The following is a 15,075-nucleotide window of genomic DNA, read 5'->3' as shown; positions in this document are numbered from 1 at the left end:
CGTCTCCGCTGCTCACTTGGCCCTGTCGAGGGACTGCTGGGACTTGGTCTGGGCGTCCTTGATCCGCTGGCTCAGGGCCGAGTCGGAGACGGCGCCTGAGGCCAGGTCCGGGAGGGACTGGACCGTGACGTTGAGCAGGGCAAGCTGGATGTCGCCCCACGCGCCCGTGAACGGCGTCGCCTTGGACTGCTTGGCGGACTCGGTGATGGCCGCCAGGTGCGGTGCGGACGAGAGCGAGGCGAGGGCGTCGGCGTTGGCCGGGAGATCGCCGAAGATCTTCTGGTAGTTCAGCTGCTCGTCCTTGCTCGTGACGAGGTTGACGTACGCGAACGCGAGGTCCTTGTTCTTGGAGTAGTCCGCGACCACGAGGTTGTCGCCCGAGAGGATCGAGGCGGCCGGCTGGTCGGACTTCGAGGACGTCTCGCCCGGGGCCACCGTGGGCATGAGGGCATAGTCGAAGCTGTCCTTGATAGCGGACTTCTCGAGCGTGGGGATCGAACTGGACGTCGTCATGAGGAAGTAGGCGGACTTGCCGGAGGCGAAGTCGGCGAGCGCTTGGCTGTTGCTCCAGCCGACCGCCGCGGGGTTGACCACCTTGTCCTTGGTGACCCACCCGAAGTACGTCTCGTAGGCCTTCTTGACGGCCGGGTCGTCGAGCTTGGCGGTCTTGCCGTCGACGAGGGGGTTGCCCGCCTGGACGGACATCGCCCAGACGTACTTCCACGGGTCGAAGTTGTCCTTGTAGGCCACCGACATGCCGTACTGGCCCTTCGAGGGGTCAGTGAGCTTCTTGGCCTGGTCGAGGAGGCCGTCCCACGTGGTGGCGGGCTTGTCGATGCCGGCCGCCTTCAGCAGATCCTTGTTGTAGGCCATGACGAACGGGCGGCTCACGAACGGGATGCCCGCGAGGTGGTCCTTGTCCGGGCCGGAGATGCCGAGGGCGGACTGGTTGAAGCGGTCCTTCCCGCCCACCTTCTTCCAGTCGTCGTCCGAGAGCGTGACGAACGCGCCGGTCGCGTACGCGGTGGGGGTGAACGTGGTGCCGAGGGAGTACACATCCGGGCCCTGACCGGAGACGACGGAGGTCTGGATCTTGGTCAGCTCGTCATTCGCGGACGTGAACGTCTCGAACTTGAGGTCCGCTCCGGTCTGGTCCTTGAACTTCTTCGCGGTATCCGTGAACCACTGCTTCTGCTGCTCCGGATACTGCGAGCTGACATTGACCAGGACGTCGAGCGTCTTGCCCGCGCCGTTGACGGCACCCCCCGACGACGAGCCCCCCGACGACGACCCCGACCCGCACGCCGCGAGGGCAAGGGCCGCGGTCGCCGCGACGGCGGCCAGTCTGGCTGTGGTGCGTATCCGCATGATGTCTCCTCTTTGAGTACCGAATGCAACGGAGTCCGTGACACACCTCACATCTGTGAGCGGTACTAGCGAGTCTAGGAAGAGGAAAACATAGCGGCAAGCGATTGCCAAAATTTGCCACGCCTGCTCCAATGGATGTCATGACCGAGACTTCCGGGGCCACCGACGCCGCCGAACGCATGCCGACCATCCGCGACATCGCAGAGCGGGCCGGCGTCGCGACGTCGACCGTCTCCCGCGCCCTGTCCAACCCCCAGCGGGTCAACGCGCGCACCCGCGAGCGGATCGAGAAGATCGCCGCGGAGCTCCACTACGTCCCCAGCACCCAGGCCCGCGGCCTCAGCTCGGGCCGCACCGGGGCGATCGCGGTGCTGGTCCCGGACGTGACGAACCCGTTCTACTTCGACATCATCCGGGGCACGCAGAACCAGCTGAAGGCGGCGGGGTACACGCAGCTGCTCGTCGATACCGAGGAGGCGACCGACGTCGAGCTTGATGCCCTGCGCCGGCTCCGGCGCACCGCGGACGGGATCATCCTCGCCGCCTCGCGCCTCACGGACGCCCAGCTCACCGACGCCGCGCGGCAGCAGCCCCTCGTCACGATCAACCGGGCGACGGCGGACGCGCCCACCGTCCTCATCGACACCCCCGGCGCGATGGTCCAGGCGCTCGAGCACCTCGCCTCGCTCGGCCACAGCAAGGTCACCTATGTGGGCGGCCCCACGAGTTCATGGTCGACCCACCGGCGCTGGCAGGCGGTCCAGGAGGCCGCGTCCCGGCGGGGCCTGGACGTGACCCGGATCGGCCCCTATTCCCCCAAGACGTCCTCGGGCGCCGCAGCGGCGGATGCGGCGCTGAGCACCGGCGCCACTGCGTTCATCGCCTTCAACGACCTCATCGCGATCGGCATGCTCCAGCGTTTCCGCGAGCGCGGAGTGCGCGTGCCGGAGGACGTGAGCATCGTGGGGTGCGACGACATCTTCGGCGCGGACTTCTGCAACCCGCCGCTCACGACGATCTCCTCGCCCATCGAGCAGGCGGGGCGCACGGCCGTGTCGATGCTCCTGGCCCAGCTTGACCCGGTGCGTGGGGGCACGCCGCGCAAGCTCGCGGTCATGCCCACGCACCTCGTGGTGCGGTCCTCGACCGGCCCCGTCAAGCCCTGACGTTGCAGGGATGACGGGTTAGGAGCGCTGCGGGAACTTGCCTTCGTCCGCGATGCGCTTGTTGAGCTCGGCGAGGTACTCGTCCTCGTCGAAGTCGAGCGGGACCTCCTTGCCGGTCCAGGCCGAGAGGTGGATGGCGTTCGCGAGGCGGACGCCGATGATGCCGTCCGTGCCCGGTGCGAGCAGCGGGGTGCCGTCGAGGATGTTGGCCGCGAAGTTCTCCAGGACCCCAGAGTGCTGGCCGCCCCACACGGAGTCGAACTCGAGCGTCTCCTGGGTGTAGAAGTCAGCCGGGTTGAAATCGCCGCGGAACATCCTGCGGACGTCGTCCATGCCCATGCCCTCGCTGATCTCGCGCTCGGGCCTGTTCAGGCGGGTCACGACGGCGGTCTTGGAGTCCTCGACGACGATCTTGCCCGCGTCGCCGAGGATCTCGAACCGGTCGGTGCCCGCGATGTCGTGGGTCGCGGTGACGAACACGCCGGTGGCTCCGTCGCCGTAGTCCACGAGCGCGGTGACCTCGTCCTCGACGGCGATGTTGCGGCGGAACCCGAACGCGGCCTTCGCGAACACACTCTTCGGCACACCGCAGATCCACTGCCACAGGTCCAGCTGGTGCGGCGCCTGGTTGACGAGGACGCCGCCGCCCTCGCCGCCCCACGTGGCTCGCCACTCGGACTGGTCATAGTAGCCCTGAGGGCGCCACCACGTGGTGATGATCCAGTTGGTGCGCCTGATCGCGCCGATCTCGCCCGCGTCCACGATCTCCTTGAGCCTGCGGTAGAGCGGATTGTTGCGCTGGTTGAACATGATCGCGAACGTCAGCTCGGGCTTGGTCTTGGCGAACCCGTTGAGCTCCTTGACCTGCTTCGTGTAGACGCCGGCAGGCTTCTCGAGCAGCACGTGGATGCCGCGCTCGAGGGCCTGGATGCCCATCTGGGGGTGGAGGTAGTGCGGGACGGTCGTGACGACGGCCTCGACGACGCCTGACTCGAGCATGGTGACGTAGTCGTCGAAGACCGCAACGTCCGGGTACGCCGCCGCAATGGCCTCGCGCTTGGCCGGATCAGTGTCCGCGATCGCGGTCACCTCGATGTTCGTCACGAGGCCGTCTGCGATGAACTTCGCGTAGGAGCTGCCCTGCGCGCCGAACCCGACGATGCCGAGGCGGACTTTCCTGCTGCTCATATGAGGATCTCCTTGGTGGCGGTGGGGTTAGAAGAGGTCGCCGAAGCCGAGCGCCACGAGGTTCTCATGCGAGGTGGTGAGGGCCTCGAACACGGTCCTGCCGTAGAGCTGGTCCTGCTCGACGAGGAGGTAGCGGGCGCCGGCGTCGACGGCTGCCGGGACGATCGAGGCGAAGTCGAGGTTGCCCTCGCCGACCTCGGCGAACTGGACCACGTCCTTGAAGGCGCCCATGAAGGCGCCGAAGTCGCCGGACTCGTAGGCGGCGATCGCGTCCTCGTCGAGGGCGCCGATCCGGTAGTCCTTGAGGTGCACCATCGCGGTGCGGCCCGCGTAGTTCTGCAGGGTGCGGACGGGGTCGAGGCCGCCGCGCTGGACCCAGTGGACGTCCACCTCGAGGCCGATGCTGGGCGCCTCCTCGGCGAGGATGTCCATGACGTACCGGCCGCCCATCTTCGCGAAGTCCACGTGGTGGTTGTGGTAGTAGAGCGTGATGCCGTGGCCCGCGAGCGACTGGGCCGCCTTCTCTACCCGCTTCGCATAGTCGACCACGCGTTCCTCGCTGCGCAGTTCGGACATGGGCAGCATGCCGATGCGGAGCATGTCGGCGCCGAGGCGCTTGCAGTCCGCGGCGGCCCGCGCGACGTCGACTGCGAGCGGGTACGGCGTGGCGCCGGCCTCCCCGTCGAGCTGCGCGGACAGGGCTGCGAACTCGATGCCGAGCTCGCCGCGGGAACGCTCGAGCTCGGCCAGGTTCGTCTCGTCCATCGGGATCTGGGAGACCTCGACGGCCCGGTACCCGATGTCCGCGACCTTGCGCAGCGTCTCGAGCGGCCCGATCTCCGCGAAGCTGTCCTTGAGCATCATTGCCTGCACGCCGATCTTGGCCACGGTTCTCCTCCATCGATTCTCGCGGCCGCGGTCCGTGGCGGCCGTCACACGGTCGTCTTCACTCTAGGCAGGGCGGCTCGAGGATGGTAAACGTTTGCCAACAATTGCCAATTCCGGGAGAACCCTCAGAGCCACTCCCCCGGCGCGTATGAGCGCGAGTACACGTCCTTGATGAGCCGCAGCGACTCCGAGGCCTCGCGGGCGCCGATCCAGAACCGATCCCCCGCAAGCAGGGCGCGGTAGAAGTCCGCGACGAGCAGCCGGTGGGAGGCGCCCCAGTACGAGCGATCCCCGGGCAGGACGCCGGCCTCGTCGACCACGTCGGCGCGCCCGTCGGCGTGCCGCACCGTGAGCGCCCCGCGCAGCGACAGCTCCGCGCGCTCGGTTTGGATGTCCAGCGTCACCGGCGCGTTGAGCCCGTTCGCGTTCGTGGCGAAGAAGACGCTCCGCACGCGCGGGGCGTGCTGCGCACCCGGGTGCGCGCCGCCGTCATGCGCCGCGTGCTCGAGCACGATGTCCGCCGTGTCCTCTACCTCGATGATCCCGCCGAGGGCGCGCGCCGAGGCGCGCCCGTCCACGACCCGCGCGGGGCCGACGAGCCACTGGAGGAGGTCGAGCGTGTGGATCGCCTGGTTCATGAGGAGCCCGCCGCCGCTGCCCTCCCACGTGCCGCGCCACGGCCGCGCCGCGTAGTACTCGGCCGGACGGTGCCACATGACGGTGGCCTGCGCACCGAGGACCGCGCCGAGCGAGCCGCCGTCGAGCAGCTCGCGCATCGCGACGACCGGAGCGTTGTAGCGGTTCTGGAAGCACACGCCCAGCTGCGTGCCGCGCTCGCTCCACGCGCGGTCCGCCGTCCCGATGAGCCGCTCGGCGTCGCCGAGCCTGTGGGCCACGGGCTTCTCGGTGAGCACATGGACGCCCGCCTCGAGCGCCTGCTCGGCGAGCCGCGCGTGCTCGCTGTGCGGGGTGCACAGATGCACGACGTCGGCACGGCCGGCCGCGATCAGCTCGCCGAGGGTCTCGTACCCGGGCACGCCATGCGCGGCCGCCGCTTCCTCGCGCCGCCGGCGGTCGGGATCGACGACGGCGCCCAGGTGCACGATTCCCCGGCCCGCGGGTCCCCGGTCCGCGAGCGCGCGGATCGCGGCCAGGTGCTGGGTGGCGATGTCCCCGCAGCCGACAACTGCGGCACGCAAGGGGGAACGCAACGGGGCGGGCTGAGGAGTGCGGAGCGGAACGGGCGAGGGCTCAGGCGCGGCATGGGGCATACATCTACGCTAGTGACGCCCAGAACATCGGGCAACCGGTTGCCGCATCATGCCACGGTCGTCAGCGGTGCGTCTCGCCGGGGCCCCTGTCGAGCAGGTCGAGCTCGTCGCGCCGCGGGAGCCCCTCCCAGTCGCCGAGGTGTCCCACGGCGAAAGCGCCGAGGAGGCAGCCACGGCGCAGGCGGGCGGCGACGTCCTCGCCGTCGAGCCTCGCCGAGAGGTAGCCGGCGGTGAACGCGTCGCCGGCCCCGACCGTGTCCACGGCACGCACCGGGAACGCGGGCGCGTCGAGCACGTGCCGGCCGGTGAATGCCCGGGCGCCGGCGGCCCCGAGCTTGGCGACCACCTCGCCGACCCCGCTGGCGAGCAGCTCCTCCGCCGCGGCCTCGAGGGTCTTCCCGGCGGGCGCCGCGAGCGCGAGCTCCTCAGGAGAGCCGATCACCACCTCAGCGCCCTCGGTGAGCCACGGGAGCACCTCGGCCGCCTCCTGCTCGCTCCACAGCTTGGAGCGGAAGTTCACATCCACGGAGAACGGCACCGAGCGGCGTCGGCACGTCTGCGCCGCGTGGAGCACCGCGGCGCGGGCGCCCTCCGAGAGCGCGGGGGTGATGCCGGTGAGGTGCAGCCAGGCGAGGTCACGGTCGAGGAGGCGGTCGACGTCGTGCGGGGACAGCCGCGCGCCCGCCGAATCCTTGCGGTGGTAGAAGATGCGGGACACCTCGGGGGTGCGGGCCTCGAGGAACATGATCGCGGTGGGCCGCGTGTCCCTCCGCACATGGGTGGTATCGACGCGCTCGGCCGCGAGGCTGCGGAGGATGAACTCGCCGAGTTCGTCATCGCCCAGCACCCCGCCCCACGAGGACGCGTAGCCCAGCCGGGCGAGCGCCACCGCGACGTTGAGTTCGGCCCCGGCGGCATGCATGCTCAGCGGGCCGCCGATCGTGAGGGGCCCCACGGAGCGCAGCGAGACGAGCGCCTCACCGAGGGTCACGATGCGCGGGGCGCCGCCTGTCATCGGGCTGCCCTCAGATCCCGTGCCGCCGCGGCGAAGGCGCGGGCCCGCTCGGCGAGCTCGTCCGCGGAACCCCCGCGAGCGCCGTCGCCCACGAGGGGCCCTCCGGCCCCGACGCCGAGGGCGCCAGCGGCGACGTACTCGGGCAGCTGGGTGAGCCCCACGCCGCCGACGGCGAGGAACGGGATCTGCGGGAACGGCTCCGTGAGCGCCTTGAGGTAGCCGGGGCCCCCGGCCGAGGCGGGGAACAGCTTGACCGCGGCCGCACCCTGGCGCCACGCCTCGTAGGCCTCGGTGGGCGTGAACGCGCCCGCGAGCACGGGCATGCCGAGGCCTGTCGCGTACGGAACCGCCTCGGTGACTGCGGGCGTGACGACGAACGTGGCACCCGCGGCCACGACGGCGTCCACGTCCTCGAGCGTGCACACGGTCCCCGCGCCGAGGTGCGAACCCTCGGGCACCTCGGGGGCGACGGCCGCGAGCGCGTCGGCGGTGCCCGGCGTCGTGAGGGCTATCTCGACGAGCCGGATTCCCTCACTGAACAGGATCCGCGCGGCGTTGGCGGCATGCTCGGCCGAGTCCCCCCGGATGACCGCGAGAACGCGGCTCTCGCGGATCGCCTCGAGCAGGGTGGGGGTGTCGAGAGTGCTCATGGGTGCCACCCTAGCCCTGCAACAACAACGAAGCGCGGCTGGACTACGCTAGCCCCATGCGCGAACTCCAGGCGAAGATCATCGAGGAGATGGGCGTGAAGCCCGAGATCGACCCGGCGGCCGAGGTCACCGCACGCGTCGACTTCCTCAAGGACTACCTGCGCCAGACCGGCGCGAAGGGCTTTGTGCTCGGCATCAGCGGGGGGCTCGACTCCTCCCTCGCCGGCCGGCTCGCCCAGCTCGCCGTCGAGTCCTTGGCCGAGGAAGGGGTCGAAGCGTCGTTCATCGCCGTGCGCCTCCCCCACGGGGTCCAGCATGACGAGGAGGACGCGCAGGCCGCGCTCGACTTCGTGGGCGCCGCCTCGGAGTGGACCTTCAACGTCAAGCCCGCCGTGGACGGCTTCGAGGCCGAGTACGAGGCGAGATCCGAGAAGGAGCTCACCGACTTCGTCCGCGGCAACACCAAGGCCCGTGCCCGCATGATCGCGCAGTACATGATCGCGGGCGAGCGGAACCTCCTCGTGATCGGCACCGACCACGGCGCCGAGTCCGTGACTGGATTCTTCACCAAGTTCGGCGACGGCGGCGCGGACGTCCTGCCGCTCTTCGGCCTGAACAAGCGCCAGAACCGCCAGCTCCTGCAGCACCTGGGCGCACCTGAGCGCATCTGGCAGAAAATCCCGACCGCGGATCTCCTCGACCTCCAGCCGGGCCGCACGGACGAGCACGAGCTCGGCATCACGTACGAGCAGATCGACGACTACCTCGAGGGGCGCGACGTCCCGGACGAGGCCGCCGAGTCGATCGAGCGGCGCTACCTCATCACCCGGCACAAGCGCGCGACCCCGGTGACACCGTTCGACCGCTGGTGGCACGAGGGCGCCGCAGTCTGGTCCAAGTAGGGCCCTCTGGCCCTGCTGCTCGCGTGAGCCCATGATGCGGTGAGCGGAAGCACGACGGCGCGTGCCCGCCCAGGTGGTGCGCGCGCCGTCGTGCGCTGACTCGCGGAAGCGGGACTTCGCTCCGCAGTGCCGCGCCCGCCGCAGGATTGATAGCGTGGGCGGCGTGAAGCTTGCTACCTGGAACGTGAACTCCCTCCGCGCCCGTGCCGACCGTGTGGAGAACTGGCTCCTGCGCAGCGACGTCGACGTGCTGGCCATCCAGGAGACCAAGTGCAAGGACGAGAACTTCCCGTGGGAGCTGTTCGAGCGCAACGGGTACGAGGTGGCGCACTTCGGGCTGAGCCAGTGGAACGGCGTGGCGATCGCGTCCCGCGTGGGGCTTGAGGACGTCGAGCGGACGTTCCCGGACCAGCCCTCGTTCGGCAAGAACGGCAACGGTGCCCACCAGGAAGCCCGCGCGATCGCCGCGACGTGCGCGGGCGTGCGCGTGTGGAGCCTGTACGTGCCCAACGGCCGGGCCCTGAACGACGAGCACATGCCCTACAAGCTCGAGTGGCTCAAGGTCCTCAACGGCCACGCCGCCGAGTGGGTCCGCGAGGACCCGAACGCCCAGATCGCGCTCGTGGGCGACTGGAACATTGCGCCGCGGGACGAGGACGTCTGGGACATCGAGTACTTCCGCCGCGAGGCCCTCACCCACGTGAGCGAGCCCGAGCGGGACGCGTTCCGCGCCTTCGAAGGTTCGGGGTACGCCGACCTGGTTCGGCCGTTCACGCCGGGGCCCGGCGTGTACACGTACTGGGACTACACGCAGCTGCGCTTCCCGAAGAAGGAGGGCATGCGGATCGACTTCGTCCTCGGCTCGCCTGCCCTCGCCGCCCGCGTGACCGGCGCGATGATCGATCGCGAGGAGCGGAAGGGCAAGGGCGCCTCGGACCACGCTCCCGTGGTCGTGGACCTGGCGGATACCCCGTGACGCCACGCGGCGCCTCCCCCGCAGACCCGGGAGGCGGTACGGGATGAGCGAGCGGCAGCGCCGCGCGGGGCGCCCGCTCGCCTCGCAGCTGCGCGTCTACGAGCCGCTCTCGGCGTTCACCGCCGAGGAGCGCGAGAGGATCGGGCGCGGGACCTCCGCCGAGGGCCGGAAGGTCCTTGACCGGGCCGAGGCCGAGGAGGCGCTCCGGCGCATCATCCGCACCTCGGGAGACCCCTTCCCCGACGGCCGCGCCGAATTCACCCGCTCCCTCACTGTGGACGGGCACACGCTCTACTGCCCCTCGCAGCTTGTGCTCCGCGCAGGGCTTGCCGCGGAATCCGTACTCACGACGGCGCCGGCGCCCCTCGCGTCTGTCCTCTTGCCTGAGAGCGCGCGCGCCAAGCATCAGGAACGCGTGGACCGCCTCGCCGAGGAGTCCGGAACTCCGCGCATCAACACCCGAGAGTCGCTGTGGGGCATCCCGTTCAGCTGGTTCGTGCTGTTCCACGAGGGCGACCCGACGGAGGTGGTCGAGGAGGACGACCACGTGGTGACCGTGCGGATCACGGCCAGCTGGGCCAAGGCCATCAGCCGGGCCCGCTTCGCGGTGGCCAACCTCGCCCTCGCCGCCCCCGAGATGAACCTCCTCGACGAGCTCACCACCCTGACCGAGTGGCTCGAGGAGTTCCATCCGGATTCCATGATCGAGCTCGATTACGGCAGCGTCGCGGACCGGGTCTTTCCCGACGACTCCCCCAGCGACGTGCTGCTGGGGATCGAGTGCCTCGCCGAGGGGGACATGACCGGCGCGGCGGCGGCGTACCGGCGGCTCGCGTCGCGCTGGATCCCCATCCGCCAGCTCGCCAGGGCCTCCTGACCGCCCAGCCCCGCGTCCCGTCCCGACGTCTCCACCCCCGTCTCGGGTACACCAACGCGCGCCCATGACCATCTCGGGTACGCGGCCGCCGTGGGCTGCGGCGATGCGTACCCGAGATCAGAAGGTAGGCGGCGGGGCCGTGGTCTCGCGGACGATCAGGCGCTGCTCGGCCACCTCGGAGCGCACCGCGCCGTCCTCGCCGCTGAGCTCGGCGAGGAGCATCTGGGTCCCGCGGCGGGCCTGCGCCATGGGGTCCTGCCACACGGTGGTCAGCCCCGCCGCGGCACCCATCTCGTGGCCGTCGATCCCGACAACCGAGAAGTCCTCGGGGACCCGGAGGCCCTGGCGGCGCGCTTCGAAGAGCACTCCCAAGGCCATCTCGTCCGAGGCGCACACCATTGCCGTGGGACGCGGCTCGGGCAGCCGCATGAAGCGGCGCATGGCCTCGACGCCGCTGGCCACCGTGAAGTTCCCGAACAGCCCCGCATCCGGGTCGAGCTCGAGGCCGGCGGCATGGACGGCATCGTGGAATCCCTCGACGCGGATCTTGGGGACGGAGAAGTTCAGCTCGAGGTCGTCGCTGCCGTGCAGCAGGGCGATGTGCCGGTGGCCGAGGTGGATCAGGTGCTCGGTGATGGCACGGGCCGCCCTGTAGTCGTCGATCCCCACGGTCGCGATGCCCACCACCGGGCCGCCGACCACCACGAGCGGCATCTCGATCGCGTGCAGGTCTTCGATCTCCTCGGGGTGGAGGTACATGCACAGGAGCAGGAGCGCGTCGATCTGCTTGTGGACCATCGCCCGGCTGAACAGCCGCTCGCGCGGGGCGGACCGCCCGCCCAGATTGAACAGGGACAGGTTGTAGCCGCGCGCGTGAAGCTCATGGTCGACGCCGGCGATCGCCTTCCCGAAGAACCATCGGTCCACGTACGGGGCCAGGACTCCCACGGTGCGTGTCTTGCCGGAGGCGAGCCGCGACGCCGCGGATGAGGGCACGTACCCGAGTTCCTTCGCGGTCGCGAGGATCCTTGACCGCGTCGCCGGGGATACGCGCGGGAGGCCCCGCAGCGCCCGGGACACCGTGGCCGTCGAGACCCCGGCGGCGGCAGCCACGTCGTCGATCCCTACCATGGTTCTCCCCGCTCGTGCCGGCCTCCTACGGTCTGTGCGTGTTCAGCCCTTGAACTCGTCCTTCTCCCCGCGCAGCACCTTGCGTCGCAGGGCCCAGAGGCCGGCCATTGCGAGGACGACGGCGAGCAGGCCGAGGGCCCAGCCGAGCGCGAACTGTCCGGTGACCTCGAGCCAGATGGTGACCGCGAGCAGCACGAGGCCCCAGAACCCCAGGAAGCCCATGAAGATCTCGAACTGCTCGACGACGGCGCGCCGGTGCGGGGAGGAGCGACGGTAGACCGCCCCTCCCACGGACATCGGGTCTTTCGGATTGATCACGCGACGCGCCCGCTCACTTGACTGCTCCCGCGGTGAGTCCCGCCACGATCTTGCGCTGGAACACGAGCACGAGGATCACGAGCGGGATCGTCACGATGGTGCCGGCCGCCATGATCGCCGTGTACGGCTCCTGGTGTGGCTGGGAGCCCGTGAAGTACGCGATCGCGACGGTCACGGTCTTGGTCTGGTCCGAGGACAGCTGGCTTGCGATGAGGAACTCGTTCCAGGCCGAGATGAAGGCGAGGATCGCCGTCGTGAACGTCGCCGGCGCGGCGAGCGGGAGGATGACCTTCCGGAACGCCTGCCCCTGCGTGCACCCGTCGATACGCGCCGATTCCTCGAGCTCCCACGGCATCTCGCGGAAGAATGAGGTCAGGGTGTAGACGGTGAGCGGCAGCACGAACGAGATGTTCGGAATGATGAGCGCCTGGTACGTGCCCATCCAGCCGATGTTCGTGAACAGCTGGAACAACGGCGTCACGATGGCAACGCCGGGGAACATCGAGGCGCCCAGGATGAACCCCATGACTGCGAACTTGAACCGGAAGTTCAGGCGCGCGAGCGCGTACGCCGCGAACACGCCGACCACGAGTGCCACGACCGTGGTGACGCCCGCGACCAGAAGGCTGTTCAGCAGGTTCTGGGCGAAGTGGTTCCCGAGGCTCGTGTCGAAGACCGTGCCGAAGTTGTCCATGGTGACGTGCGTGAAGAAGAACGTCGGGTCGAACGTGTAGCCGACGTCGCGGAAGGCCGTGACGATCATCCAGTAGAACGGCGCGAGGCACCAGATGAGGATCACGGCCGCCGCGATGTACGTGCGGAACTGGCCCCAGTCGAACGTCTTGCGGCGTTCGGGAACCGACGCCGTGCGCGGGAGGGTTGCGGTGGCGGCCATGTCACTTCCTTCCCGACGAGGTGGCAGCTCCGACGGCATTCGCGCCGAGGAACCGCACGAAGATGAACGCCACGATGAAGATCACGAGGAACGTGATGGTCGAGAGCGCGGCGGCGCTGTTGAATCCCTGTCTGATCTGATCGACCACGAGGATCGAGAGCGTCGTCGTGTTGTTGGCACCCTGGGTCATGATGGCCGGAAGGTCGTACATGCGCAGGGCATCCAGCATGCGGAACAGGATCGCGACCATGAGGGCGGGCCTGACCAGCGGGAGCGTGATCTGCGTGAAGCGCTGCCACGAGTTGGCGCCGTCCACCTTCGCCGCCTCGTAGACCTCGTCCGGGATCAGCTGGAGCCCGGCGAGAATGAGCAGGGCCATGAACGGCGTGGTCTTCCAGACGTCGGAGATGATGATCGCCCAGCGGGCAGGCCACTCGGACCCGGTCCACAGGATCTGGGTTCCGAACAGCTTGTTCGCAATACCGTCGAACGCGAAGATGAAGAACCACAGCTTCGCCGTCACGGCCGTCGGGATCGCCCACGGGACGAGGACGGCAGCACGGATCGCAGTGCGCCCGCGGAACGTGCGGGCCATGATCACCGCCATCCAGAATCCGAGCACGGTCTCGATGACCACGGTCACGATCGCGAAGAAGAAGGTCGTGGCCATCGCCCCCCAGAACTGGGAGCCGAGGGTGCCAGGCGGGCATGGTTGGCCACTGCACTGCTGCAGGAGCCAATCCGTGTAGTTGCTGAACCCAGCGGGACCCCCCTGCTCGAAGAGCCCCGTGGCGGGGTTCAGGTTGGCGTCCTTCTGGAAGGACATGATGATCGCATTGACCACCGGGTAGATGATGACGACTGCCAGCAGGATGAGGGTCGGAAGCAGGAGCGTGGACGCCCAGCGTCCCTGCGTGATCTGCTTGCGGTCCGCGCTCTCCCGTTTCGGCAGCTGGTGCGTCTCCGCGGACGCCGCCTTTTCAGTCGGCCGGGGAGGGACCTGTGTGGACATGGTGACTCCTGTTGAGAAGGGGGCGGTCCGGCGCTTCTCGGACGCCGGACCGTCCATCCACGAGGACTACTTGGCGCCCGCTGCGATGAGCGCGTTCTGCATGTCGCTCAAGGCCTGATCGACGGATTTGTCGCCCTTGATTGCTGAATACGCGTTGTCCTGGATCGCCTTCGTGACGGCCGGGTAGAACGGCGTCACCGGGCGCGGGACCGCGTTCTGGATCGAGGTCAGAAGGGTCGGCAGGTACGGCAGCTTCGCGGTGAGGTCAGCATCCGTGTAGAGGTTCGAGAGCACGGGAGCCAGCGATCCGCGGATCGCGAAGTTCTTCTGCTGCTCGGCGCTGGTCATGTACTTCAGGAAGTCCAGCGCGGTCGCCTTGTTCTTGGAGTAGACGCTGACAGCCGCGTTGTGGCCGCCGAGCGAGGATGCACCGGGCCCGTTGTTGCCGGGAAGCGGCGCGATGCCGAACGTGTCCTTGACCACCGACGAGCCGTCCGTCTTAGCCAGGTTGTACACGTACGGCCAGTTCCGCAGGAACAGCAGCTGCCCGGCCTCGAAGGCCTGTCGGCCCTGCTCCTCCTGGTAGGTGATGGCCTGCTGCGGGATGTTGCCGTTCTTGAAGGCCTCCACGATCTTGCCGAGGCCGGTCTTGGCCTCGGGCGAGTTGACCACGGCCTTGCCGGAGTCATCGACGATCTTGCCGCCCCATGTGTTGATTGCCTCGGCGGCATTCACCGTCAGGCCCTCGTACTGGGCGAACTGGCCGGCGTAGCAGCTCATGTTGTGCTGCTTCGCGATCGAGCACATGCTCATCATCTCGTCCCACGTCTTGGGCGGGTTGGGTACGAGATCCTTGCGGTAGTAGAGCAGACCGCCGTCGGAGGACTGTGGCGCCGCGTACAGCGTGCCCCCATAGGTCGCCGTCTTCACGGTGGCCGGGAGCAAGGCGCTGGTGTCGATGGCCATCTTGTCCTTGAGCGGCTGCAGCCAGCCCTTTGCCGCGAACTCGGCGGTCCAGACGACGTCGACGTCGACCACGTCGTAGTTCGGGTCCTTGGCCTGGAAGTGCTGGACGAGGTCATCGTGCTGCTGGTCGGCCTGGTCCGACTGCTCCTTGAACGTGACCTTCTGGTCGGGGTGGGCCGCGTTCCACTGGTCGATCATGGGGCGGACGACGTTGGAGTTGTCCTTGCCTTGAACGTAGGTGATCGGCCCGCGGCCATCCAGGTTGTTGGCTGCGTCTCCGCTGCCGCTCGTGCTTCCCCCGCCGCCGCTGGACCCCCCGCTGCAGGCCGAGAGTGCCAGGACCAGGACGCTCGCCGCCGCGAGAGGAGAGGCATACCTGGAGAACTTGCGGTTTCTCATGCTCGACTCCTGTGTTGGGCGAGGCAGCATGCAACCAGACTGCATCGCCGCCC

The 15,075-nt window shown here is 69.0% G+C and carries 15 protein-coding genes; 4 read left to right on the top strand and 11 right to left on the bottom strand.

Annotated features, from left to right (window positions below; all coding sequences use genetic code 11):
- Positions 1 to 12: 12 nt before the first annotated feature.
- Positions 13 to 1,368: an ABC transporter substrate-binding protein gene (locus SCMU_RS02145; protein WP_229231327.1), complete on the bottom strand. Its 1,356-nt coding sequence runs from the start codon at positions 1,366 to 1,368 to the stop codon at positions 13 to 15.
- A 140-nt stretch (positions 1,369 to 1,508) separates the two neighbouring features.
- Here SCMU_RS02145 and SCMU_RS02140 point away from each other — a divergent pair, with 140 nt between their 5' ends.
- Positions 1,509 to 2,534 carry a LacI family DNA-binding transcriptional regulator gene (locus tag SCMU_RS02140; RefSeq protein ID WP_229231326.1) on the top strand — a complete coding sequence of 342 codons (1,026 nt, stop codon included), beginning with the start codon at positions 1,509 to 1,511 and terminating at the stop codon, positions 2,532 to 2,534.
- An 18-nt stretch (positions 2,535 to 2,552) separates the two neighbouring features.
- On the opposite strand, the gene SCMU_RS02135 is transcribed toward SCMU_RS02140, so the two are convergent.
- The 5 genes from SCMU_RS02135 to SCMU_RS02115 form a co-directional block, all read right to left on the bottom strand.
- A complete protein-coding gene (locus SCMU_RS02135; RefSeq protein WP_229231325.1) occupies positions 2,553 to 3,722 on the bottom strand; it encodes a Gfo/Idh/MocA family protein in 1,170 nt (389 codons plus the stop codon).
- Between the two features lie 27 nt (positions 3,723 to 3,749).
- Positions 3,750 to 4,610 (bottom strand): sugar phosphate isomerase/epimerase family protein, encoded by an 861-nt coding sequence (locus tag SCMU_RS02130; RefSeq protein ID WP_229231324.1) that lies wholly within the window; start codon positions 4,608 to 4,610, stop codon positions 3,750 to 3,752.
- A 125-nt stretch (positions 4,611 to 4,735) separates the two neighbouring features.
- Positions 4,736 to 5,809 carry a Gfo/Idh/MocA family oxidoreductase gene (locus tag SCMU_RS02125; protein WP_229231323.1) on the bottom strand — a complete coding sequence of 358 codons (1,074 nt, stop codon included), beginning with the start codon at positions 5,807 to 5,809 and terminating at the stop codon, positions 4,736 to 4,738.
- A gap of 133 nt (positions 5,810 to 5,942) precedes the next feature.
- Entirely contained in the window at positions 5,943 to 6,896 is a 954-nt protein-coding gene (locus SCMU_RS02120) for a sugar kinase (RefSeq protein ID WP_229231322.1), read from the bottom strand.
- On the bottom strand, positions 6,893 to 7,546 hold the full coding sequence (locus SCMU_RS02115) for a bifunctional 4-hydroxy-2-oxoglutarate aldolase/2-dehydro-3-deoxy-phosphogluconate aldolase (protein WP_229231321.1): 654 nt from the start codon (positions 7,544 to 7,546) through the stop codon (positions 6,893 to 6,895). Before SCMU_RS02115 ends, SCMU_RS02120 begins: the two co-directional genes overlap by 4 nt.
- A 56-nt stretch (positions 7,547 to 7,602) precedes the next feature.
- Here SCMU_RS02115 and nadE point away from each other — a divergent pair, with 56 nt between their 5' ends.
- The 3 genes from nadE to SCMU_RS02100 all read left to right on the top strand — a co-directional run bounded on the left by nadE (position 7,603) and on the right by SCMU_RS02100 (position 10,301).
- Positions 7,603 to 8,448: an NAD(+) synthase gene (gene nadE / locus SCMU_RS02110; protein WP_229231320.1), complete on the top strand. Its 846-nt coding sequence runs from the start codon at positions 7,603 to 7,605 to the stop codon at positions 8,446 to 8,448.
- 163 nt (positions 8,449 to 8,611) lie between these two features.
- Positions 8,612 to 9,424 carry an exodeoxyribonuclease III gene (locus SCMU_RS02105; protein ID WP_229231319.1) on the top strand — a complete coding sequence of 271 codons (813 nt, stop codon included), beginning with the start codon at positions 8,612 to 8,614 and terminating at the stop codon, positions 9,422 to 9,424.
- 43 nt (positions 9,425 to 9,467) lie between these two features.
- Positions 9,468 to 10,301 (top strand): DUF8083 family protein, encoded by an 834-nt coding sequence (locus tag SCMU_RS02100; RefSeq protein ID WP_229231318.1) that lies wholly within the window; start codon positions 9,468 to 9,470, stop codon positions 10,299 to 10,301.
- Between the two features lie 117 nt (positions 10,302 to 10,418).
- On the opposite strand, the gene SCMU_RS02095 is transcribed toward SCMU_RS02100, so the two are convergent.
- The 5 genes from SCMU_RS02095 to SCMU_RS02075 form a co-directional block, all read right to left on the bottom strand.
- On the bottom strand, positions 10,419 to 11,432 hold the full coding sequence (locus SCMU_RS02095) for a LacI family DNA-binding transcriptional regulator (protein ID WP_229231317.1): 1,014 nt from the start codon (positions 11,430 to 11,432) through the stop codon (positions 10,419 to 10,421).
- 42 nt (positions 11,433 to 11,474) lie between these two features.
- Complete coding sequence (locus SCMU_RS02090) at positions 11,475 to 11,750, bottom strand: hypothetical protein (protein ID WP_229231315.1); 276 nt, start codon at positions 11,748 to 11,750, stop codon at positions 11,475 to 11,477.
- A 13-nt stretch (positions 11,751 to 11,763) separates the two neighbouring features.
- Entirely contained in the window at positions 11,764 to 12,645 is an 882-nt protein-coding gene (locus SCMU_RS02085; RefSeq protein ID WP_229231314.1) for a carbohydrate ABC transporter permease, read from the bottom strand.
- Between the two features lies 1 nt (position 12,646).
- Positions 12,647 to 13,657, bottom strand: a complete 1,011-nt coding sequence (locus tag SCMU_RS02080; protein WP_229231312.1) for a carbohydrate ABC transporter permease — start codon at positions 13,655 to 13,657, stop codon at positions 12,647 to 12,649.
- Between the two features lie 66 nt (positions 13,658 to 13,723).
- Positions 13,724 to 15,022, bottom strand: a complete 1,299-nt coding sequence (locus SCMU_RS02075) for an ABC transporter substrate-binding protein (RefSeq protein WP_229231311.1) — start codon at positions 15,020 to 15,022, stop codon at positions 13,724 to 13,726.
- Positions 15,023 to 15,075: the final 53 nt, after the last annotated feature.

Source organism: Sinomonas cyclohexanicum (genome assembly GCF_020886775.1).
GTDB lineage: Bacteria > Actinomycetota > Actinomycetes > Actinomycetales > Micrococcaceae > Sinomonas > Sinomonas cyclohexanicum.
This window is presented reverse-complemented; position numbering and strand designations above follow the sequence as displayed.